This window comes from Bradyrhizobium sp. DN3, assembly GCF_041357655.1.
Taxonomy (GTDB): domain Bacteria; phylum Pseudomonadota; class Alphaproteobacteria; order Rhizobiales; family Xanthobacteraceae; genus Bradyrhizobium.
The window spans coordinates 81,523-103,030 of sequence record NZ_JAULLN010000025.1 but is presented as its reverse complement, the minus strand read 5'-3'; the positions used below and the strand labels follow the sequence as shown (position 1 = coordinate 103,030).

The window sequence follows — 21,508 nt, the reverse complement described above, 5'->3', positions numbered from 1 at the left end:
CGAGGCCCTTCAGATTGTCTGTGCGCAGACTTGGGGGCACCGTTAGAAGAGTCATCTTCGGCAAGGGTGCTCATAATGGACGACCATTCGGACGACATAAGACGACCGTTGACGCAGCGTATCGAAGTGTATGCTGGCGCAGGCCGGAAGCAGTGGCCGGATGATTTGAAGGCACAGATTGTCGCGGAAAGCCTCGAGCCAGGTGCGGTTGTAACAGATATCGCACGCCGCCATGGCTGCCGGCCGCAGCAGGTGCATGACTGGCGGCGCCGGGCGCGTTCAGGTCAACTGGTGCTGCCGGCTTCGGCGGATACACTATCATTCGTGCCTTTGGTGTCGGAGACGTCGCTGCCGGCGGCTGCCGCGCCCTCCGGATCGCCGGAGGCTGCCGCTGTTACGGTTGAGTTCCTGGGGGCACGTGTGGAGGTGCGCGGAACGCCAGGGCTTGCCGTGCTGAGTGATGTGTTCGTGGCATTACGCCGGACACGTTCATGCTGACGGCTCCCGCTGGCCTCATGATTTACGTTGCGACCCGACCTGTAGACTTCCGGAAGGGCGCGGATGGCTTGGCACTCTTGGCGAAGGAGACGCTGGGCCACGATCCGATGAAGGGCGTGGCAGTGGTCTTCCGTGCGAAGCGTGCCGATCGGGTGAAGATCGTCGTTTGGGATGGCAGTGGCCTTGCGCTGTACTGGAAGCGGCTTGAGGGCAGCGCCTTCAAATGGCCGCCGGTTGTTGACGGTGTGATGCGGATGAACGCCGCGCAGCTGTCGGCGCTTCTGGCCGGCATGGATTGGACACGCATGCACGCACCTCGAATCCCGCAGCCGAAAGCACTTGCGTAGGGCATAAAATCTTCGCTGCATCGGGGCGCGAAGCATGGCAGACTCGGGCCAATGAGTGATTTGCCTGATGTGCTGCCGAGCGATCCAGCCGAGTTGCGTGCCTTTGCCGCGGCTCTGCTGGAGCGCTGCGCCAGACTCGAGCGGTTGCTCAAGCTTGCAAAAGATGCGCAGTTCGGTCGATCCTCGGAAAAGCTTGACGCTGATCAGCTACAGCTTGTTCTGGAGGATATCGATCAGGCCGTCGCGGCTCTCGAAGCAGCCGAGGATCGTGCCAATCCCAAAACATGCGAGAAGAGAGCTGCCGAGCGCAGGGCCAATCGCGGTCAGTTGCCGGAGCATTTGCCACGCATCGTTGAAACACTGATGCCGGTTGCAACCTGCTGCCCGTGCAAAGACGATCTCGTTGAGATTGGTCACGATGAGAGCCAGAGGCTGGACGTCGTACCGGCGCAGTATCGCGTAATCGTCACCCGCCGGCCCAAACTGGCCTGCCGCGCCTGCCAGGGCGTCGTTCTCCAGCACGCTGCTCCCGAGCGACTGATCAGGGGTGGATTGCCTACCGAGCGGCTCGTCGCGCATGTGATCGACGCCAAGTATCATTGGCATTTGCCTCTCTACCGCCAGGCGCAGATGCTGGCGACCCACGGAATTGCCATTGATCGTTCCACGCTCGCCTTCTGGGTCGGCTATGCTGCCCAGGAGCTGAAGCCCTTGTGGCGCCGTCTGCGCGAGGTTTTGCTCGCCTCCGCAAAGCTTTGTGTCGATGAGACCCCGGCGCCAGTGTTGGATCCGGGGCGCGGCAGGACCAAAACCGGCTACTTCTGGGCGCTCTCGCGCGATGACCGGCCTTGGGCCGGACCTGACCCACCTGGGGTGATCTATGCCTATGCACCGGGCCGCGGCGCCGTCCATGGCTTGAGGCTGCTCGAAGGCTACCGTGGCATCATCCATTGCGATGGCTATGAGGCTTACAAGACCATGACACGAGAGACGCGTGCGGACGCCCTGTCCGGTACGCTCGCGTTCTGCTGGTCGCATCTACGGCGTCAGTTTGTGAAGATCGAGCGCGAAGCTTCGCCGGCACCGGCTCCGGTTGCCCGTGAGGCCCTCGCGCGCATCGCCCAGCTCTATGCGGTGGAGAAAGCCCTCCGCGGCCGATCTGATGCCGAGCGCCGCGCGGGCCGACAAGCGCATGCCCGGCCTCTGGCTGCAGCCTTGAAGCAGTGGTTTGAGGCAACGCTTGATCACCTTGCGCAGAAAAGCGACACGGCGAAGACTTTGCGCTATGCGCTGCGTCATTGGAACGGCTTGACGCTCTACCTTGATGACGGGCGCATCGAGATGGACACGAATGCGGTCGAGCGTGCGATGCGGCCGATCAAGCTCAATGCCAAGAACGCCCTGTTCGCTGGGTGCGACGAGGGTGCCGAGAATTGGGCATTGCTGGCTTCGCTCATTGAAACGTGCAAGCTCAATGGCGTCAGCGCCGAGCACTGGCTCTCTGACGTCCTCACAAAGCTCGTCAACGGCTGGCCTGCGGCGCGACTGGACGAACTGCTTCCCTGGGCGTCGACCTACACGATGCATGCGCACGATCCGAGGCTGGCAGCATGAGCCTGAACACGACCGCCGTCCGGATCAGGGTAACCCTCAAGGACGTGAAGCCGGAGGTGATGCGTTGCCTTGTCGTACCCGTCACCCTGCGCCTTGATCGGCTGCATCTGACGCTTCAGGCGGCGTTTGGCTGGACGAACAGCCACCTCTTCGAGTTCCTAGCTGGCGAAGGACGTTGGGGCATCCCTGATCCCGACGGTGATTTTGGCCCCCAGCCGATCGATGCCCGCAAGGCGCGGCTCTCCGATATCGTTCAAGAGACAGGCGCCAAGACGATCCATTATCTCTATGACTTCGGCGACAGCTGGGACCATGTGATCAAACTCGAAAAATGGTTCGACAACACGACGATAGAGGGACTTCCCCTCCTGCTCGATGCCGCCGGTCGTTGTCCTCCGGAGGACGTCGGCGGTGCGCCAGGCTATGCCCACTACCTCGACGCCATCGGCGACCCTACTCATCCAGAACATGAAAATATGCGCCTCTGGGGGCCCGAACAGTTCGATCCCAACGTCGTCGACCGGAAGACGCTCGAGGCCGCCGTCAACGCATTGTCCGGAATTTGGAAGCCGCGGCGTCGCGCCACGCGGCTCAAATAGACGTCAAGCGTCAATCAAAAGGGCCGCAGAGCTACGCTTACGCTCAAGGCGCGGCTGGCCAGCTTCGGCCTGACGCTCGATAAGGACAAGATGCGGCTGATCGAGCTTGGCCGGTTTTCGGCCTTCGAATCAGCGGCGCGGCGAGTGCCGGCCAGAGAACTTCGTCTTTCTCGGCTTCACCCACTACTGCGGGCGGACCAGAGATGGACGGTTCATGATGAAGCACAAGAACGGAAACACCTCACTCGCTAGCTGACGGCGTTATGCCTGGCGGCTCATGCAGGCCCCACTGGGGCAGGCAGGACGAGTGGCCGCCGCCGGTTTGCTCCGGCACTACCGCTACTGTGGCGAAGGCAAATTGTTATCCAGCGCTCAGCGGCTTAGTGGGTCGGAAGTTAGTTGCGCTGTGTAGAAACGGCACGGCAAGAAAAAGTCGGCGTGACTGGCCGGAGTTCGAGATTCGGCACGCATTCGCCTGCTAACTCCACGTATCCACTAGCAAAAGCCAGGTCCGCTTTTTGTGCCAGAACACGATTGCTCACATACAGGCAGGCCCTTGGATTGCGCGCGCCGAAGCGTCTCATTGTCCCAGGTGCGGTACCACTAGTAGTAGGTGTTCCGACCCGGCGGAAACGGCTTCCGGCCATTGCTTTCGATCGAACTCGGCGGCGCCAGTGCGAAGACGGAACGCCGTCCTAACGACTTTAGATTCTATGGATGGTTCGAGGTCGGCTCTTGTTCATGTTGTCCTTGACCGGATCGCTGGTGCCACATTAGCGCAAGCGTTCTACGCGCTCGCAATTGTAAGATGCTGGAGCAGAGACGGTATACTCACCAATAGCACGCTGGCTATAGCCGTGCTTCAATCAGGTGAACAAGCTGAGACCCCGCTCTGTACAGGGCCTCACGGGCAGCACGAAAGCATCGCTCTTTGACTGGCGCGACCGGAAGAGGCAGGTCCTTTTCCGTAACCTGGCCGAGGATGTACGACGCCAGCACACTGCCGAAGACAGTTCCAGGCGCAATACCGCGGCCATTGTAACCACTGAAGGCAACCACGTTGCGGTCGAGCTTGTGAAAGCGCGGTAAGTTGTCTGAGGTCATCCCGATCATGCCGAACCACACGGCTTCGAATTCGACATCCCCGAGTTGCGGAAAAAGCCTGCGCAGCGACCTCGCCGCCCAGGATCGGTGAACGGAAGCGCCAACGCCCTCAAGAGCGCCAACGCTGCCGAGCACCAGACGTCCCGAGCGATCGATCCGATACGAGGAAAGGATCTCCCTTGTATCCCATGCCCCCTGCCGTTCGGGTAGGATTGAGGTTCTCAGATGGTCCGATAAGGGGCGCGTAGCACAATTGAAGTAAGGTAGATGGATCTGCTCCTGTCGAACCTGCGACCAAGGTCCTTTGCCGTAAGCATCGGTCGCGACAATCACCCAGTCGGCATTCACAAAGCCGTTTGCCGTGCCGATCCTCCAGCGCGATCCGGTGTCGCTGGCTGTGAGGACCTCACTCTGCGTAAAGATTTTCACTCCCGCGGCTAGCGCAATGCGTGCTAGGCCACGCACATAGGCCAGCGGCTGTATTGTGGCGGCTCGCTTGTCGAGTAACGCACCGGTGTAGTTACCGCCACCTATTGCTTGGCGAGTCTCCTCCGCATTGAGCACGAAGACGAGAGCGCCGCGCTTCTGCCACTGTTCGGCCCGCATCTCGATTTCGTGCAGACCCTTGCACCCGACAGCGCAATGCAAGGTGCCGGAGCGCTCAAGTTCGCAGTCTATACCGTGCTTTTCGATCAGTTCGATAACCTTTTGCGGTCCATGACCCAGCAGTTCGATCAGCCGCTCCCCGAACGGAGAGCCAAGAGTACCTGCGAGCGTGTCGGGCATGACCCACATGCCCGCATTGACCAGCCCGACGTTTCGTCCGGAACCACCGAATCCTATCTCGGATGCCTCCAACAGAGCGACGCGTACGCCTCCCGCAGCAAGGTGAATGGCCGAAGAGAGTCCGGTATATCCGCCTCCAATCACAACGACATCGGCTTCCGCGCCACCCATAAGAGAACCAGTATATGGTGGCGCTGGAGCCGTCAGCTCCCATAACCCGTGGGATTTCGGATCGCCTCGCATCCGGCAAGCTCCTTTCAGGATTGAATGACATCGACCCTAAGGTCGGCGCACGTCCCACAGAAGTCAAATCGGAGATTGTGCACACGACAACAAAAGCATTGGCCAACTGGTCGTCTCTCACAATGATATCGTCATAGCCCTCCTGATCGAGCTCTCGCCGAAATTGACGATAGTGGGCGGCATACCAAGTCTCCTCGCCTGAAACGGGGGAGAGACCAAGCCTCGCCGCCGACGACAGGCCGGACGATAGTCGTTCTGGCAGGTTGACTTTTCCACGCGATCTGTGGTGAACCTCCTCCGAATGGATGGACACCTGTAGTAGGCTCATCGAGCCCGGACGTGTCGAATGGAACGTCAACTTCGGTCATTTACAGAAGAGTACAAGTGTTAGGCCGTCGAGTTGGTGTCGAGCGGACGCTCGATCGTGTCTGTTGCGAAGGAGCTCGGTCTACGCGACTGGGTACGGCGGCGCTGAGTTGACAAGCTCCGGCACGAGCCGGCATCGGCGGCGTGACGTCCACCAAGGGGGCGACGCCGATGTTGGCGGACCAGGCTCCGAGATCGCCCCGCTGCGCCAGCACGGCTGCTCACAAAAGTCCATGACCGGGAAATCGAACGGCTTGCACGCAAGCCGGGCTCTCGCGCGCGACGCTCTACCGGGCACCAGAGCTGCTCGACAGATTTGGAGCCGCACTGGCACAACATAGTCGTGATAACGCGATTGCGCTTGTCGACCGCAACTACGTGAGCGAACTCGAAGCCGAGATTGCCGCTTTGCGCGGCCGGCAGACCGATGACATGCGTGAGCTTCGAGCCGCCAATCGCAACTTAGCTTAGCACATGCAAGCGCTCAGCCTGCTCGTCCGCGAGCAGGAACAAACAAATCGCGAAGCTTCAGCTTGAAGTTTCCGAATTGTCGCGAGCGGTGTCCCTGGCTGGATCCGCTCGACGTTGACCACTTCGCACCCGTTCCGAACGCAACCTAGCTGTCATAGATCCCGATCAATCGCGCGCCCTGAGGCCGGTCACTTGGGCCGTGATCTGACCCGGCAGGTTAGAGCGGATTCCTATGATGAGGGCAGCCGGAATAACTGTCCCCGCCTGAACAACGAAGGGCAAGGCTGGTCTCATGAGGCGATCGGAGCTCGTTGTCTGCCGGTCGACAGGCGCGTTGATAAATGCAAGTCTCCGTTCCTGTCATTCTTGGCGAATGCCTCATCGAAAGAAACAGATGCGTTTGCAGGCGCCGGCACTGGGCGGTGTCACGGCGGCTGATGGTCGACTCTGACACAACGGCGCTATCGTTACACCATCGAGGGGGATAGCCCAGGCTCGCTGTGGTCCGCCCCTCGGCGGCTGCACCATCTAAATCAGCTATGATAGCGATGTGCCGCCGCTACCAGACTTGCCGGCGTTGACCAGCTTCCGTGGCCGTGATCGCGTCGCGTGGGCCTTTACCTTCGCTGCCACTGCCTACAATCTGGTGCGGCTGCTCAAGCTGATCGCGGAGACTGGCTGATGGCCAAGGTGCCCGGCTTCGCCAAGGCCTTTGTCGGCCGCTGGCGCATCGTCAAGATGGACGTCTGGGACAGCGACTCCCTCGATCTTATCGAAGAGGCGCACCTCACCTTCCAGGGCAAATCCGATGGCAAAATCGCCTTTGGGGCTCTCAAGGGCTTCCTCGACGTGCGCTACGGCACTCGCGAAGGATCGGCCTGCGCCGAGCTCTTATGGGAAGGGCACGACGAGAATGACCCGTCCTGCAGTCGCGGATGGGCTATGATCGGCACTGCGGGCAGGCTCGTCGGCCACTTCTACATCCACAATGGCGACGATTTAGGCTTCGTTTGCGAACGCGGCTGAGTTCTTCAATATCCTGCTAGAATGGGATAGAAAAACGAGCGTCAGCGATCCTCTTGCGAGAGGTCGACCGATCCAGCGCTGCCACCGTGTTCGCCTGAACGAGCCGCCTGCGTCGCTGCTGATGCGCCATGGCTGATCGTCTGCACGCGCTTTATACGCGAACCCATGCCGGTGGGCTTTCTGACGAGGCAGTTGAGCTATGATCGGCTCGGCCGCTGAGACTGCCACCTCCGCCAAAACGAGCGGCAACGAGCGCAAGGGACTTGCTGTGGCCGAAGAGCTCGCCTCCGTCGCCTTCAACATCCCGTATCGCGCAGGTGGCAAAGACAAGCACAGTGAGCGCGGCGGCTGCCGCGGCGGGCAGTCGTTCAAATCTCTTGTTCATCAGTGGAATATCTGCACGGTTGTGGGTTGATAGCCTTGGCCCTGGTGAAAAACCGCGGAGCTGCTTCATGCCCAGGTCCTGGGCCACGGCACGTTGTGCCGACTCCAGGCTTTGTGAGCGCCCTTGGGCAGCGACCACAGCCGTCAAGTCGGCAAGCTGCTGCGCCTGAAGCGCGATCAGCTGATTGCCAGCTTGGCTTGCCTGCAAGGCACCCGTCGCGCCCCGGCTTGCAGTCACGAGCGCGGACATTTGTGTTCGGTTTGTCTCGAGATTGCCAGCCACGGGCGCCTGAACTCTCATGCTATCCTGCAGACCCGCCACAGAGTTTTGCCAGCGCGCCTGGGCATTTCCGATCAGCATCTGGTTAGACATGCTCGCCGATGCGGGCGCGTAAGTTGTCGAGAACGCGCGATCGATTTGCTGGACTTATAGGCAATCCTCTGCGCCTGAGCGAGAAGCTGCTGTGTGCTTTGTATCGATTGCTCGAGCTGCTGCAATGACGAAGTACGGCAGATTTGCGAGGTTCTTTGCCTAATTGATCAGCATCTGCGCTTGGTTTTCCAACGATGTGATCTGGTTCTTGATCTGCTGCAATTCGCGGGCGGCCGTCAGCAGATTTTGAGCATAGTTGTTGGGATCAAAAACGATCCACTGCGCGGCGGCATGCCGAGGCGCTTCAGAAACAGCAAAGGCGATCAAGCACGCGGCCAAGAGGGCACGGAAACGTCTCATAAACGGGCTCCTACCTTGACAAGCTGAGGAATGAGATCGCAGGCCCAACCGACGTCACGCGCCGTAAGCCAGCCAGTCACAAAATCCTGCCGGCCCTTTTCGGCCAATACCTGCTCGATGAGCGCCTCGTCGGCTTTCGAAGACGTGGACGTGAACGCAAGTGCGATCTCGCCCAAGCCGAGCTCGAAGAGGCGATTGCCGCGCCGGGACTGGCAGTAGTAGTCTCGCTTGGGCGTCGCGCGGGCGAGGATTTCGATTTGCCGGTTATTCAGTCCAAACCGCCGGTAGATGGCCGTGATCTGGAGGTAAATGGCGCGATCGTTCGGCAACAGAATACGGGTCGGGCAGCTCTCGATGACGGCGAGGGCGATGGCAGAGCCCTCGATGTCGGCCAGCGACTGGGTCGCAAAAATGACGGACGCGTTCTTTTTTCCGAAGCGTCTTGAGCCATTCCCGGAGCTTGCCGGCAAAATCAGCATCGTCTAGCGCGAGCCAGCCTTCATCAGCCGTTCATAAGCCCCACCCAGGCAATAGGGTTGTGGCGATTGGAGAAGGACCGAAAGTCCTGTAAGCGTACGTTCTTGAAGCGGCGCCGACGCGAGCGAGGTTAGGACCGACAGACGTGATTCTTGGTTTCGGGTGACTTCGATCCGCTCGCGAGCCAGAATCGATGCAATCCATTCGGATGCCCAGCCGCGCTCTGCGAGATCGTCGATGCGCGCAAGGGGCTGGAGAGCGATGACCGCGGAGCTTTCTCCTCCGATCGCGCCGCCGAGATCATGCCAGTCGCCTCCCATCGCTATTGCAGCTGCACGGATCGATCCGCCGAAATCGAACGCAAAAATTTGCGCACCGCTGTAGCGGCGGAACTGCATTGCCATGAGCGCAAGCAGCACAGATTTCCCCGCTCCGGTTGGCCCGGCAACCAGCGTATGTCCGACATCGCCAACATGCAGCGAGAAACGAAAAGGCGTCGATCCCTCCGTCTGGCCGAATAATAGCACAGGCGATTTGAGGTGATGGTCCCTCACCTCTCCGGCCCATACCGCCGAAAGTGGGATCATATGAGCAAGATCCAAGATGGACAGCGGCGGTCGACGAACGTTGGCGTAAGTTGTCCGGCAAGCTGCCGAGCCAGGCCTCCACGACATTCACGCTGTCCACCATGCAGGTGAAAGTCCCGGCCCTGGACCAGCTTTTCGATCCTGCGCAGCTTTTCATCAGCCCCTTGCGGATCGCGGTCCCAGAGCGTGACCCTTGCTGTAACAAAAGCCTCGCCAATCTGATCCGAGCCCAGTCCTGCAGCGCGCAATCTGCATCGATTGCCTTGGTTATGGGCGTCACTATCCACAAGGCTTGAAGCCTCGTTTGTCATCACCTCTTTCAGGATCGCGGCGATCGATTTGCGCTTGGCGAACCATTGCCGCCGGATCCTCACCAGCAGCTTGATTGCGTCCCGTCTTGCCAAGCATGATGGCCCGGGTGGACCAGCGATAGGGGAGCGCCAGGCGATTGAGTTCGTCTAGGTGGTCACGGTGGGAAATCCCACCAAGGTCAGAACACGCAAATGGGCCTCGCCCAACATCGGTTCTAGCCCCCCGGTGAGCGGCTGATCGGCCAGCAGAGCGTCGAGAGACATTGGGATCTCAGGGACACGAACCCGATGGCGCCTGGTCGAAACCGTCGAATGCAGGTAGGTCAAAGTTGTCTCGTCATCCAGTCAGCCGTATTCCGGCATAAAGCCTTCAATGAGTTGCAGGACGCGGTTGGTCCGGTCCATGAAGCCGCTCAGCACCTCTCGTGCATCGGCCGCCCCCGTCCGATGGCGGCCCTCGTATAGGAGCCGCTCTACCGTGGCAGCCCCTCCGCCGGCGGCAAATAAAGGAAAGTGAGATAGTAGCTCGAGCCAAAATGAGCACCTGCCTCGTCAAACTGAGCTTTGCGCTCGGCGTCCACCAGGGCGGAGGCGACATCTGGAAACGTAGCTGGTGGATAGGGCCGGCCGAATGCCGTTGCGCTTCGACGAATATCGCCCAACCAGAGCCCAGCCGTCGCAGTGCATTGTTCAGGCGGCCAGCAACTGCGACGAGTTCGGCCGGCACGGCGCTGTAGAGATCCGGTCCCCGGAATCTTGCCGTCCGCTGAAAGGAGCCGTCCTTGTTGAGGATGATTCCTTCATCGACGAGAGCCGCCCAGGGGAGGAAATCCGCAAGTCGCGTACTCGAATGTCGATATTCAGCGAGATTCACCATGGGCATTTCGCGTCCTGAGATGACCGGGAATGCGAACGTGCCGGCGCACGACCTCAACAAAATCGGGGTCGCGCCTGGCACCGCCCAAACGGGAGACATGTGGCCGAGCAAGGCGAGAAGAAGGCCCGCGATCCATAAGCACAGGCCAAGACCGAGTGCCACCGCCAAGGTGCCGTTGACAATGGTAACCGAACGCGGTGCGCCGGCCATCAGGATCGGTTCGGTCAAAGCGCGATGCACGGGCGCCACAAAACCTGGAACGGGCTCCTCCATCAGATCACCACGCCGCCGCCGAACGAGAAGAACAACAGAAAGAAGCTCGAGGCAGCGAACGCGATCGATAGACCGAACACGATCTGAACCAGGCGACGAAAGCCGCCAGACGTGTCGCCAAAGGCGAGGGAGAGCCCCGTTACGATGATAATGATGACCGCGATGATCTTGGCGACTGGCCCTTCGACCGATTGCAGGATCTGGTTGAGCGGCTGCTCCCACGGCATGTTCGAGCCCGCGGCCAAGGCCGGGCTGCTGGCCAGCCAAAGGGCCGCAGATGCGACGCCAACGACGCCTTTCCTGAGAGATGTACGCATGCTCATGACTGATCTCCAATTGCGTACTCGCCCGACGTCCCTAACTCGGTGACGTAGGCGAGCTCGCTTAAGCGACGTTCGGCGCCGCCCCCCGAAAGAACCGCAATCACGTTGATGGTTTCGGCGATCAGGGCGCGCGGGACCGTAACGACAGCCTCCTGGACGAGCTGCTCGAGCCGGCGCAAGGCACCAAGCGCCGACCCGGCATGGATCGTGCCGATGCCGCCAGGATGCCCCGTGCCCCAGGCTTTGAGCAGGTCGAGCGCCTCAGCTCCGCGCACCTCGCCGATTGGTATGCGATCCGGACGCAGACGGAGCGACGAACGGACTAGGTCGGAGAGCGAGGCCACGCCGTCCTTGGTGCGCAACGCCGCCAGGTTTGGCGTCGTGCACTGAAGTTCGCGTGTATCTTCGATTAGCACGACCCGATCAGCGGTTTTAGCGACCTCGGCAAGAAGCGCGTTAGTCAGTGTCGTCTTCCCGGTCGATGTCCCGCCGGCGACCATAATATTTTTTCGAGCTTTGACTGCATCTCTCAATGCGCCTGCCTGCCCCGGCGTCATGATGCCGGCTGCGACGTAATCCTCGAGGCTGAAGACCCCGATCGCAGGCTTGCGGATCGCAAATGCCGGCGAGGCAACGATCGGCGACAGCAGCCCCTCGAAGCGCTCTCCGGTCTCAGGCAGCTCGGCAGAAATCCGGGGCGATCCGGGATGAACCTCGGCACCCACGTAATGGGCCGCCAGGCGTATGATTCGCTCTGCGTCGGCCCGGATGTTTCTTCACCCGTATCCGTAAGGCCGCTCGACAGGCGGTCGATCCAAAGTCGGCCATCCGGATTGAGCATTACCTGGAGAACTGACGGATCTTCCAAGAACCGTGCGATGGCGGACCCCAGCGCAGTGCGCAGCATGCGCGCTCCGCGCAAGCTCGCCTCGGAATCAAAAGAATGGATTGCCATGATTGCCCCTTTGATTGAGGCGCGCTTTTCGAGGCAAAGTCGGCTGTCTCTCCTCACTTGGATAGGTACTTCCGTGCCCACCCGACCAGGGCGGGACGGCCCCACGCTCGCCTGCGTTTACCGGCCTCCTTTCCTATCACCGCCGCATGTGAATGCCCCCGCACCGCGCAACACGCACTGGTTGAGATTGCCAGCTGAGGCTGAAAGGACATGACAACAGATTGCTCACGCTGCCTACCCTAACGATTTCTGTCTCGGCTTTTCGGCAGACATGTTTTGTGGCGTCGAACAGCTCTCTTCGGAACAGACGTTCTCACCCCTGTAGGTGCCCCAACGCCTGGAGAGAGCATTGCATGAGGTCCCGTTGCGTCGTCCATGGCAGGCGCCGCGTCCAGCCACTTTAGCCCCAGTGTGACCAACTCGATCGCGCGCCCCCTCCTACCGGTCTCATAGTAATACTGAGCGATCGCGCCATAGGACAGGAACTTCGCACCCTCGCTGCCTTGCGACGGTTTCGCCGCCAAGATGTGTTCGCACAGCTCCTTACCCATCGCAAAGCGCTCGGCACGCGGGAGTTTCGCCGGATCGAACAGCTTGCGAATCGCCACGCTCATCCAGACCACGGATTTCTTGTCGATTGCGTCGCGAACCAATTGGTGCAAGACCGGCAAGCCGGCCGCCATGTCGCGCATCTTGTGAAGCAACAATTCCGCTTGAATCCCACGGAAGATGACCTCGTCCGGCATCGACGCAAGGGCCTCCTCGACCGCTGAAAAGGCCGTCAGCCAATCCATACGCTTCATGGCGGGCCCGAGTCTGGCGAAGATTGGCTCAATCAGCGCTTGCTTCTGCGATACGTCGCGCTTTCTGCGTCGACTCGAGTTTATCCTCTCCACATCCAGGGCTATGGCTTCTTCGCTGTTCGACCAGGAGCAGTCCAGAACCTTAGGCAGGACGTCATCAAGCTGCGTTGGATGACAGATAAAGCCGATCTTGCCGTCGCGGTCGATCACACATGACGTGGGAATTCCGACGGAGGAACTGAGCTCCATCCAAACTTGTTCATTTCGCCTGCGCAGTCGAATGCGATGGCGTAGTTCAGATTTGGGAAGCTCTTCGTCAATCATGCATCCAACTTGGCTCTTGCTTCATCTGACGTTGAAGCCTTTTCGTGAGCCGCGATCCCGACGGCCTCAACTCCGTTGCTCCTATATTTGTCTTGGAGGAGCACAAGTTCAGCATCGAGGCGAGACATGGCCCGCACCAGATCGCCCAAAATGCGACGATGTGGACTTTCACGCGCTCGACGTTTGTGAGGGGCTGGGCGCGGATCTCAAAATCTGTGTCGAGGGGCAGCTCGGCAGCACAAACCGCACCCAGCTGTGGCGCTTGTTCGAGCCAAAGACGATGTTGCACACCCTGAATACGAAATACGGCATGCCAGCCATCAGCTGCCCGTTTGATACTGCCCGATGCAAGATCGGTAAGTGCGAGTATCGGTGGCGCGACGCCGACAACTTGTGCGCCCGATTTGCTCCGAACAATTTGCACAATGTTCGGCAAGGCCTCTGGTGCCCAGAAGATGATCTGTTCGAAAAAGGACCCTCGCGGGTCATGAGCGAAAGCAGAGACCCAATCTCCTTCGGAATTCGAGCACTCACCTGCCCGCCTCTTGATTGAGCCTCTTGGTAGGAAATTCGGTAGTTGGCAGTAAGCGCCGGATCGTCAGGAGCAACATCGCCCACGTCGGGATCGAGCGGCGGATTTTGCATGGTCCTTACCATCAACTTAGTAAGCTACATTACTCAATTCCTGCAAGCTTTGTCGTGCGAGCGCCACAATATGGATGCCCGCGCCTAAGATTTGCGCGCAGTAATTTCGTCAGAGGCGTGATCCGTGAGAACGGGCGGGTCCGAAAGAGAGTGAGCTGTGAGCGCTCGTTCCTAGTATTATAACACGTAGCGCCAAAATACGCGATTGCCTCCTATCCCGCGGATGGACATTCGCCAAGGCCTTTGGAGAAAAATGCGCGTGAGTTTCGATTGGCGCTGTGCCTAAGTCAGGAGGCCGTTGCAGAACGCATGGGCGCTGATCGCGCTTTCCTCAGCAGCATGGAGCGAGGGCTGCAAAACGCAACCCTGTTAACAGTTTGGCAGGTCTCTCAAGCCCTCGAGGTTCGGCCAGCAGAATTGCTCGAGGAGAAGACTTCCAAGATTCCTTCCTGATGCTCGCTGCCGCACGAGATCCCGCATAGCGGTACGTTGCGAATGTTCGGCAGCCTGCCGCTTCCACAGACTGCGAATGCGTCGGCCAGCAGATTGGATGGCGGGTCGAACGCGCCGAGGCTTGGGGCATCGTTGAGGCCGCCCACGTCCGTGACTGCGAACTCCAATCGACACGAATGTCAGGCGTGGCGGCCCGACATATTTCGCCGAGGTCCGGACGATCTTTTCGATGACGGGAGCGGTCCAACAGGTGATCACGCACAGCCGCCCCTGCCACTGGACATCGAAGCCGCTACAAGCTTGCGCACCGGCTGGCGGAGCGCAACCAGGACGATCCGCTTGCCGTGCCAATGGTCAGAAACACCTCCAGGTGGATTTCATGTCGGCGACACTCAGCCTAGTTCACTGTCATATTACCATCGCTTGATAGCCCTGCAACAGTTGGACAGAGGGAATGAGTTAATTTTTTAGGAGATCTGAAGGTGGAAACGGGTACCGTAAAGTGGTTCAACGCGGCAAAAGGTTACGGCTTCATCAAACCGGACGACGGCGGCCCTGATGTCTTCGTGCACATCAGGTCCGTTGAAAGGGCCGGCTACATCAACTTGGCAGAAGGCGCCCGGGTTAGCTATCAGGTGAAGGCCAGCCGTTCTGGTAAAATGTCGGCCGAGAACCTCCGGATCGGATAATTTCGACAGCGCGCAGCGCAGTTTTCTTGAATCTTTCTACCGTTTCGCTCATCCCATCGTCTGCATTTACCATTATTATGCTGCGCTGCGCCCGAAGATGTGATGCAGCAGCAGCAGCTCAACAGCCTTTTCTGTAAGGCGCGTCGCTCTTTCGGTAGCGGTTTGCTCCCGGTGCGGGACTCTTGCGCTGCTTGCTGCGATGTAGTGCGCATGCATATGCACGACTGTCTGACGCAGTCCGGTCAATGCTGCACCCGTGTAGCAGGATCCCACACGATATACGATGGCCGCTTCGCAAGCCGTCGCCGATCCACACCCGCACCGCTCCTTTCCCTTCTCGGAAGCAGACCGGCCGGTGGTGGCGACCCGGTCGTTGTGATTGCGCTGGCGGCATGATGTTAGACCGTCAAGGGGCGATCTCAACGTTCCTCTGAACCGGGCCAGCCGGTACGAGATGCACGACCCGATACGCGTTTTCGCGCAGATATCGCAAGAACGCCGGCATCATGGCGGCCGTTCGGGCCTGGGCATCATGCAGCAGAATGATGCCTCTTCGTGAGGTCTCAAGCTGGTCGGTCAAATTCTTTAATGCCTGGCCCGGAGTTATGTTCTCCCAATCGCTCGCCCAAAGATCAGCTCCGAACACGACGATCCCGCGCGACTGCAAGAAGTCGAGCGTCGCGGGCGTCGAATCAAAATAAGGAAAGCGGAAGAAAGGCGTCGACGGTGTTTTAATCCAGACGCCGTTGAGCGCCATTTCATCGGCAGCAATGCCAAGCTCGATATCTTCCTTCGCCTGTTCGAATGAAATCTTTGAGATAATCGGATGTGACCAGCTATGGTGCGCAATGGTGTGGCCGAGGGCGGCGATGCGGCGGACGAGCTCGGGAAATTTTGCGGAAGACCTGCCGACCAGGAAGAATGTGGCGCGTACGCATTCCCGCGCGAGCGCGGCAAGCACCTTTTGCGTGCTAGGCGGCCGCGGCCCGTCATCGAAGGTGAGAACGACCTCATGGTCGACTAGAGGAATGGTCTCTGAAAAGCTATCTAATCCCACCCGCGAATAGGCCTTCGCATCGACAACGAGCACGCGCGACGTGCCGAGCGCATCCCACCGCGGGCAGTCGGCCGCGCTTGTCACGGTGACGCCAGCAAGCACAGCCGTCGCAGCGCCGGCGAGACGCGAGCCCAATCTGTGCAGGCGCATCTTTGTCATATTCGCTAGTGCAACCTTAATTGGTACGTGAACGCCTTATCGGGCCGCATGCTATTCAACGCATATCGCCGGATTTCTGCATAGTGGCGACATATCGAGAGCAAATTCGGCGCCCGCCGGAAACGGTATGAGCTCCAAACGGCAAACGCGGGACGTTCGCATCTCGATGATCGGATGATGGATGAGCTCGGTTGTATGGTGCGTCGCTGATAAGAGCCAACGCCGAACCGCGCGCCCGCAAGATGCCGAGCCGGTTGATCGCATCAAAGCACCATTGTTGCCTTGGTTAGAGATCGCAGCTTGCACTTCGCAACGAAATCTCTAACTTCCTGAACGAGCAAACCTGGAGCGGCTACGCTTCGATCGAGGCGGCACCTGATCTTCGTATCGGAGAGGAGTTGCCACCGATGACGTTAACGCGACAAAGTCGGCGTATGGAATCTTCAACAGTAATACGTCGTACCCACAACGTCGGATTCGTGACGAATGTCCAAAGGTCCACGCTGTGCTTCATGTGCAGGACGAGTGGATCTGGGCCGCTCGCAAAAATCTAACTGACGCGTTCCTATATCCGGGCTTCGGAGAAGGGCCTGCGAGTGTCGCCATCTAAGTATGTCAGCTTTGGTCAGCCAGCCCGTTATTGTGGCGTCGTTGGTCGTGCCCCTTGCGCCCAGCAAATAGCGTGCCGAAACGAACGAGTTGATTCTACGGGCGAGGGCCACCCAAATCCAAGAAGTAGCTCCTGGCCCGGAAGAAGCACACAGCACACCTCGGTCAGAAGGACGACAGGCTGGTACACGCGCCGTGTGCGCTCCCGAAAGTGCTCGAGCCTAATGACTTACCCAACACAATGGGCTGTCTCTGCACTTTCGGGGCAGCGGCACCGCACGCGCCTAGTCAACAGGTCGCCGGGGGAACTCGTGATGCGAGCGTCGTGCGGTGCAGTCAGAAGGGCTCGCCTCACATTTGGCTCCCATCCCTACTAACGAGGTACCCTGCCGCTTCTGATGACTAATGTATGAGCGAGGCAGCTGACGAAAAGCTGTCGATTCAATCCGCGATTTGTCGAAGAGCACCAGGGTCCGGACGCTACACATCGCGAGCAGTCCAACACCATGCGCATGCTACTACAAAAGGAGTCCCGCTGCGGTGCATGTGAGCACAACCCGACAGTTGTATCATCAGTTCCATTACAGCACTCCTTTGCAAATACAGAGCCTTCTGCTCCATAGCACCCCATTAGGAACTTTGGGCAGGCCAGGCTGGCTCCTAGCCACATCGCAAATCTTGCCACCGACGGGCGGCGGGAACAGCGAATGCTATTGCGATCGCAGTTCGCGAGGTCAAAGACCAGACTCTACAGCGAGGGGACCCTGAGCAAGAACTAGCGTCAGCGTGCCACCGGCCGTTCCGATAAGCAGCGCTCCAACACAAGGCCGGCGCCGCTCCGAAACGCCGTCGTTCTGATAATGCCGGCGTGTGCAACTTCGTTTCGATGGTCTTGGGGCGGTGGGCACAACGAAAAACGGCAAGGCAGACACGGCGAAGAGGAATCGCCCAGCAGAACAAACCGATGCCGAGTGTGTTGAGAGCAAGCCCAAGGGAGCATGGTGTTGCTTCCATGCGCATACATTTGCCAGTCGCGGCGAGACGTCCACCCCACCACGGCGCAAGCTTTAGATTTGAACTCAAACGCAGCCGGAGTTGCGGCTCCGAAGTAACGAGTTGCAATAATTGACGCAGACGATTGCGTAGGTTTCTTCCATCTCGCTGCGGCGCGATGGCTGAAAGTCCTCGAAGACGTTTGGGCGCCCGCTTGGCCACAAGGTTTCGCAAGTTGTTGGCATCATCCGCTCTATCGGCAACGCTGGGTCGGTCCGACGTAGGAAGGCCAGGACCAGTACGATATTACTGATATTCGCTCGGAAAGGCAGCAGCAGGCGGGGACGTCCTTCGGGGCGATCGTAGCGGCGTAGATGTTCGTGTGCAGCCGTCGCGCCCGATGACTTGCCCGTAGTCCCTTTTTCCGCGTGCGGCCGACCGTTGCGCCGATGTGGGACTGCCGATCGTGACCGATCCGACAATGCCGCTCTTGCGAGTCAAAGCGTCAAACATCTTCAACCAGAAGCCCGCATCTCCGACCAGAGGCCCGGCCGACTCTAGTGATTGAAGCGGCTGCAAGTGGCGTGTTGTGGGACCGCACTCCGACGACAGTCCTGCAATCGCGCTCTCGACCGCAGCACATGCACGAGCCCGCTGATCACGCGCCATTCAGAATTTCCTTGTCTCTTAAGTCGCTCGCTGCCGAGCCTCGCCTCGAACTTGGCGTTAGCAGCGCCAAATCTTGCTCGGCATCGCCGTGTAGCGCGGCGCCTCTTTGTCGCTCGAAAAGCGCCCCGCCCGAACAATTCGGGCGGGGTTGTTCGCACATTGCCTCACTCACCGTTCTTGCGCGGCCGCGACCAGAGCAGAGTGTAGCCTTCGCCGCCTTCATCTTTGAAGACAGGTTCGCGTAGATCTTGCGTTGAACGATGGGTCCTCGAGCTTCAGCGAGAGGTAGTCGCGGCGCTCTTCGGAGCGCTTCGACCAGGCGGCCCCAATCTCAGCGCGACCCACGTAGATGCGGTGGCTGGGGGCGTTCTCGTTCGACCGGTTCATCTCGGCGACGATGCGGACGCCCTTGGCCTGAAAGCTCAGGGTGACGATCTCGCCCTGAAAATCGTTGCTGACCTTCTTGAAAGTGAACCGATGTTAGCCATGTCACTTCTCCTCTCGTGTTTCGAGCCCGCGACCACCGCGGCCCGATGGCGATCTAAAGGTGGAAGACGATCGGCGACGCACCCGCAGCGCGGCCGGAGCGCAGCGGAGGACGTTGTTGTGGCGACTTTCTTGCCTCGCGAGGAATGGGCGAAGCCCAGGGGAAGAAAGTCGTATCAACGACGTTGCGGCTCAGACGAAAGAGGCGAAGCCGGTCTTCGGCCAGATCATGCCATCAAGGAGGCCAGGTGCGTCCGCGTGCTGAACCGCAATCTCGGGAGAAGACGTGGCGTATCTCGGTTGTGCTCAACAAGACGTTGGAACGATTCGAGGCGGAACGAGAAACAATCTGCTGCAAAGGGCGGTATCGTATGCGAAGAGAAGACCGAGATAATGCTGCCCGGCCGGAGCGACGTGGGCCGATCGAAATGAGTGCGGCTCGTGGAGGCTCCCCGAGGAAGATTGCACTCCTCCCAGCTCACGTCAGCAATCCGTCGTTTTAACGCCGAGCTACAGAATCTGTTCGATGGCAGGAGGTGGAACGGTCATCAGGTGGAACGGTCATCCTTCGCTCGTTCCGGCTGTAAGCATGGTTGATACGGCCTCTCCGCCACCTGGTCTGCTCGAACGGGCGGGTCTCGATAAAAACTGTGAGGCTGTCCAAGCCGTGCCGTCAATAAACCGCGCCAAGTCAAGCGAAGGCCTCATGCCAAACAGGAAGGCACCCCAATCTGGGCCAGAGCGAATAGCACGGATAACCAGCGATGGGCGGCGCGAACAGCGAATGCTATTGCGATCGCAGTTCGCGAGGTCAAAGACCAGACTCTGAGCGAGGGGCCTGAGCAAGAACTAGCGTCAGCGTGCCACCGGCCGTTCCGATAAGCAGCGCTCCAACACCGCCGGCGCCCGCAAAACCTGCGCCGCCGCAAATTGATAGACGGTCGACATACCAGAGCTTGTGTGGCCCCAGTAGCGTCGGGGGAACAACGATTCGGCGACACTCATCGAATAATTCGATCGAAAACCTCCAATTTGGTAATGTTTTTAGGTCGGTTATAGCCTGTGGTTTGATGACCATCGAAATGGCTGCCTTCGCGCATGAGAGCTCGTGCGCTTGTGGCTTACAATGTGCGCCGGATCCGCGTCGAGCGCGGTATTCCGCAAGAGCAATTGGCCTACGATGCAGATGTTGATCGCTCCTATATGAGCGGACTTGAGCGCCAACAGGCGAACCCGACAATCGACCTTCTCGATCGCCTTGCCGAGACACTCGGCGTTACCGTCTCCGAGCTGTTTGTTCGGCCATCCAAGGGTGCGCCGCCACCCGCTACCTTACCTAAAGGCCGCAAGCCGAAGCCGGCACGCCGCAAAAGGACCTAGCCCCCCTGACAGCACCGACCTGTTGACGCAGATCTTGTGCGGTACTGGACCAAGTATCAATGCGCTCCCACGCGGATTTTGTGCGCAACCCACCGTTGATATGCGGCAATCCCGCTATGGACATTCAATAATGTGATGGATGTCCATTCTGGCTCCGGAGCAGACAATGGCGGCTCAAGACGATGAAGTTCCGCTGAATGCCATCCATGCTTTTGTGACCGTCGCACGCGAAGGCAGCGTCACGCGTGCCGCTAGCAGCTTGGGAACGACGCAGAGCTCGGTCAGCCGCTATTTGTCCGTCCTGCGGGACTATCTCGGTGCGGATCTCATCGAGCGGCGCGGCCGGCGTAGTGATTTGACCGAGTTCGGAAGACTATTTGCCAACGCAGTCTCTGAACCGCTCGAGACAGTCGGCTTCACCGCCAAGAGAATGCGGCGGCGGGCGGCCGCGGGCACCAATCGGATTGTCGTCCGCACATCACTATCGACTTTTGCTTCCTCGCTCCTGATTCCAAATCTGCAAGCGTTCTCTGCTGAAGCGGGCGGCGTTATCGTGGACGTCGTCAGCTCGCTATCGGCGCCGACATCTTCGGATGACTTCGACATATTGATTACACGCGACCTTTCCGTCATCGAACCCGCCGATAGTTGGGAGATCTACAATGAGGAACTGGTATGCGTCGGCCCGCCAAATCTGGTCGCGGGCAGAGAGCTCTCGATTGTTCGCTCAACCCCGATACTGAACATCACATCACGTCCCGACATCCTGCCGACTTGGCTGAGGGCCATGAACCTGTCCTCAAACGACATACGAGCGGGCGCGCGGTACGATCACAACTATCTTGCTCTGCCGGCCGTCGTGACAGGAAAATGCCTTCTTGTCGCACCAGAAATCATCGTCAGTGATCTAGTGCGAGGGGGCGCTTTGCAAATCATCCCCGGCTCACGCGCTCCAAGTGGCATGCAATATCGCGCCTATGCCGTGGATCGCAGCGAGCATCCCGAGATCGCTCGTTCTTTTTGCCGATGGGTGGCTCGCCTTTGCAAGAAGGCAGCACTTGCGCAGGCTGCCTGACGCCGAGCGGGCGCCCCTCAATCCGGTACAGCGGGAGATCGATGCATTGCCCGCTATTCAAGTCGAAAGCACTCAACTTGAGAAAACCATGCGAGCAGAGTCGTCAAACCCTTACAAAGAGAGCGCCTCTCTGTTGCAGCAATCCCGACGCCAAACAGTGAGAGATCGAACGCAAAGATCTCATCCTATCCG

General features: G+C 59.4%; 15 protein-coding genes and 5 pseudogenes. 11 read left to right on the top strand and 9 right to left on the bottom strand.

The genetic code is table 11. The features are described 5' to 3' along the window. The first annotated feature begins 75 nt into the window (after window positions 1-75). The 4 genes from tnpA to AAE027_RS30565 are packed head-to-tail and all read left to right on the top strand — an operon-like array spanning window position 76 to window position 3,058. Window positions 76-498, top strand: a complete 423-nt coding sequence (gene tnpA / locus AAE027_RS30580; RefSeq protein WP_091898173.1) for an IS66-like element accessory protein TnpA — start codon at window positions 76-78, stop codon at window positions 496-498. After that, window positions 492-845, top strand: coding sequence for an IS66 family insertion sequence element accessory protein TnpB (gene tnpB, locus AAE027_RS30575; RefSeq protein ID WP_370989675.1), 354 nt, complete (start codon window positions 492-494; stop codon window positions 843-845). The genes tnpA and tnpB overlap by 7 nt, the downstream gene beginning before the upstream one ends. Before the next feature lie 51 nt (window positions 846-896). Further along, window positions 897-2,459: an IS66 family transposase gene (gene tnpC, locus AAE027_RS30570; protein ID WP_370989674.1), complete on the top strand. Its 1,563-nt coding sequence runs from the start codon at window positions 897-899 to the stop codon at window positions 2,457-2,459. After that, entirely contained in the window at window positions 2,456-3,058 is a 603-nt protein-coding gene (locus tag AAE027_RS30565) for a plasmid pRiA4b ORF-3 family protein (RefSeq protein WP_091898692.1), read from the top strand. Before tnpC ends, AAE027_RS30565 begins: the two co-directional genes overlap by 4 nt. Before the next feature lie 849 nt (window positions 3,059-3,907). Here the strand turns inward: AAE027_RS30565 and AAE027_RS30560 are convergent. Together AAE027_RS30560 and AAE027_RS30555 are read right to left on the bottom strand one after the other, a co-directional pair. Next, window positions 3,908-5,191, bottom strand: a complete 1,284-nt coding sequence (locus tag AAE027_RS30560; RefSeq protein WP_370989673.1) for an NAD(P)/FAD-dependent oxidoreductase — start codon at window positions 5,189-5,191, stop codon at window positions 3,908-3,910. A 985-nt stretch (window positions 5,192-6,176) separates the two neighbouring features. Beyond that, window positions 6,177-6,411, bottom strand: a pseudogene (locus AAE027_RS30555) (TrbI/VirB10 family protein); the annotation flags it as partial. A gap of 167 nt (window positions 6,412-6,578) precedes the next feature. Here AAE027_RS30555 and AAE027_RS30550 point away from each other — a divergent pair. The 3 genes from AAE027_RS30550 to AAE027_RS30540 all read left to right on the top strand — a co-directional run bounded on the left by AAE027_RS30550 (window position 6,579) and on the right by AAE027_RS30540 (window position 7,469). Continuing rightward, window positions 6,579-6,710: a hypothetical protein gene (locus AAE027_RS30550; RefSeq protein ID WP_370989688.1), complete on the top strand. Its 132-nt coding sequence runs from the start codon at window positions 6,579-6,581 to the stop codon at window positions 6,708-6,710. After that, a complete protein-coding gene (locus AAE027_RS30545; protein WP_370989672.1) occupies window positions 6,710-7,054 on the top strand; it encodes a hypothetical protein in 345 nt (114 codons plus the stop codon). The genes AAE027_RS30550 and AAE027_RS30545 overlap by 1 nt, the downstream gene beginning before the upstream one ends. A 199-nt stretch (window positions 7,055-7,253) precedes the next feature. Then, window positions 7,254-7,469, top strand: coding sequence for a hypothetical protein (locus AAE027_RS30540; protein ID WP_370989671.1), 216 nt, complete (start codon window positions 7,254-7,256; stop codon window positions 7,467-7,469). Here the strand turns inward: AAE027_RS30540 and trbJ are convergent. The 5 genes and pseudogenes from trbJ to AAE027_RS30515 form a co-directional block, all read right to left on the bottom strand. Next, window positions 7,439-8,171: pseudogene (gene trbJ, locus AAE027_RS30535) on the bottom strand (P-type conjugative transfer protein TrbJ). The gene AAE027_RS30540 and the pseudogene trbJ overlap by 31 nt on opposite strands. Beyond that, window positions 8,168-10,423, bottom strand: a pseudogene (locus AAE027_RS30530) (conjugal transfer protein TrbE). The pseudogenes trbJ and AAE027_RS30530 overlap by 4 nt, the downstream one beginning before the upstream one ends. A gap of 272 nt (window positions 10,424-10,695) precedes the next feature. After that, window positions 10,696-11,019, bottom strand: a complete 324-nt coding sequence (locus AAE027_RS30525) for a TrbC/VirB2 family type IV secretion system protein (RefSeq protein WP_370989670.1) — start codon at window positions 11,017-11,019, stop codon at window positions 10,696-10,698. Continuing rightward, a pseudogene (gene trbB, locus AAE027_RS30520) lies at window positions 11,016-11,974 on the bottom strand (P-type conjugative transfer ATPase TrbB). Before trbB ends, AAE027_RS30525 begins: the two are co-directional and overlap by 4 nt. A gap of 239 nt (window positions 11,975-12,213) precedes the next feature. Next, a complete protein-coding gene (locus AAE027_RS30515; protein ID WP_370989669.1) occupies window positions 12,214-13,101 on the bottom strand; it encodes a TlpA family protein disulfide reductase in 888 nt (295 codons plus the stop codon). An 888-nt stretch (window positions 13,102-13,989) separates the two neighbouring features. Between AAE027_RS30515 and AAE027_RS30510 the strand changes: the two genes are divergently transcribed. Then, window positions 13,990-14,199, top strand: coding sequence for a helix-turn-helix domain-containing protein (locus tag AAE027_RS30510; RefSeq protein ID WP_370989668.1), 210 nt, complete (start codon window positions 13,990-13,992; stop codon window positions 14,197-14,199). Window positions 14,200-14,681: 482 nt separating this feature from the next. Then, window positions 14,682-14,888: a cold-shock protein gene (locus AAE027_RS30505; RefSeq protein ID WP_370989667.1), complete on the top strand. Its 207-nt coding sequence runs from the start codon at window positions 14,682-14,684 to the stop codon at window positions 14,886-14,888. A gap of 406 nt (window positions 14,889-15,294) precedes the next feature. Here AAE027_RS30505 and AAE027_RS30500 read toward each other — a convergent pair whose 3' ends face one another. Continuing rightward, window positions 15,295-16,104 carry a polysaccharide deacetylase family protein gene (locus AAE027_RS30500; RefSeq protein ID WP_370989666.1) on the bottom strand — a complete coding sequence of 270 codons (810 nt, stop codon included), beginning with the start codon at window positions 16,102-16,104 and terminating at the stop codon, window positions 15,295-15,297. Window positions 16,105-18,539: 2,435 nt separating this feature from the next. Then, window positions 18,540-18,863, bottom strand: a pseudogene (locus AAE027_RS30495) (DUF736 domain-containing protein). A 1,096-nt stretch (window positions 18,864-19,959) separates the two neighbouring features. On the opposite strand from AAE027_RS30495, the gene AAE027_RS30490 reads away from it, so the two are divergent. Both AAE027_RS30490 and AAE027_RS30485 read left to right on the top strand, forming a co-directional pair. Further along, entirely contained in the window at window positions 19,960-20,241 is a 282-nt protein-coding gene (locus tag AAE027_RS30490) for a helix-turn-helix domain-containing protein (protein WP_370989665.1), read from the top strand. 166 nt (window positions 20,242-20,407) lie between these two features. Beyond that, complete coding sequence (locus tag AAE027_RS30485; protein WP_370989664.1) at window positions 20,408-21,316, top strand: LysR family transcriptional regulator; 909 nt, start codon at window positions 20,408-20,410, stop codon at window positions 21,314-21,316. Window positions 21,317-21,508: the final 192 nt, after the last annotated feature.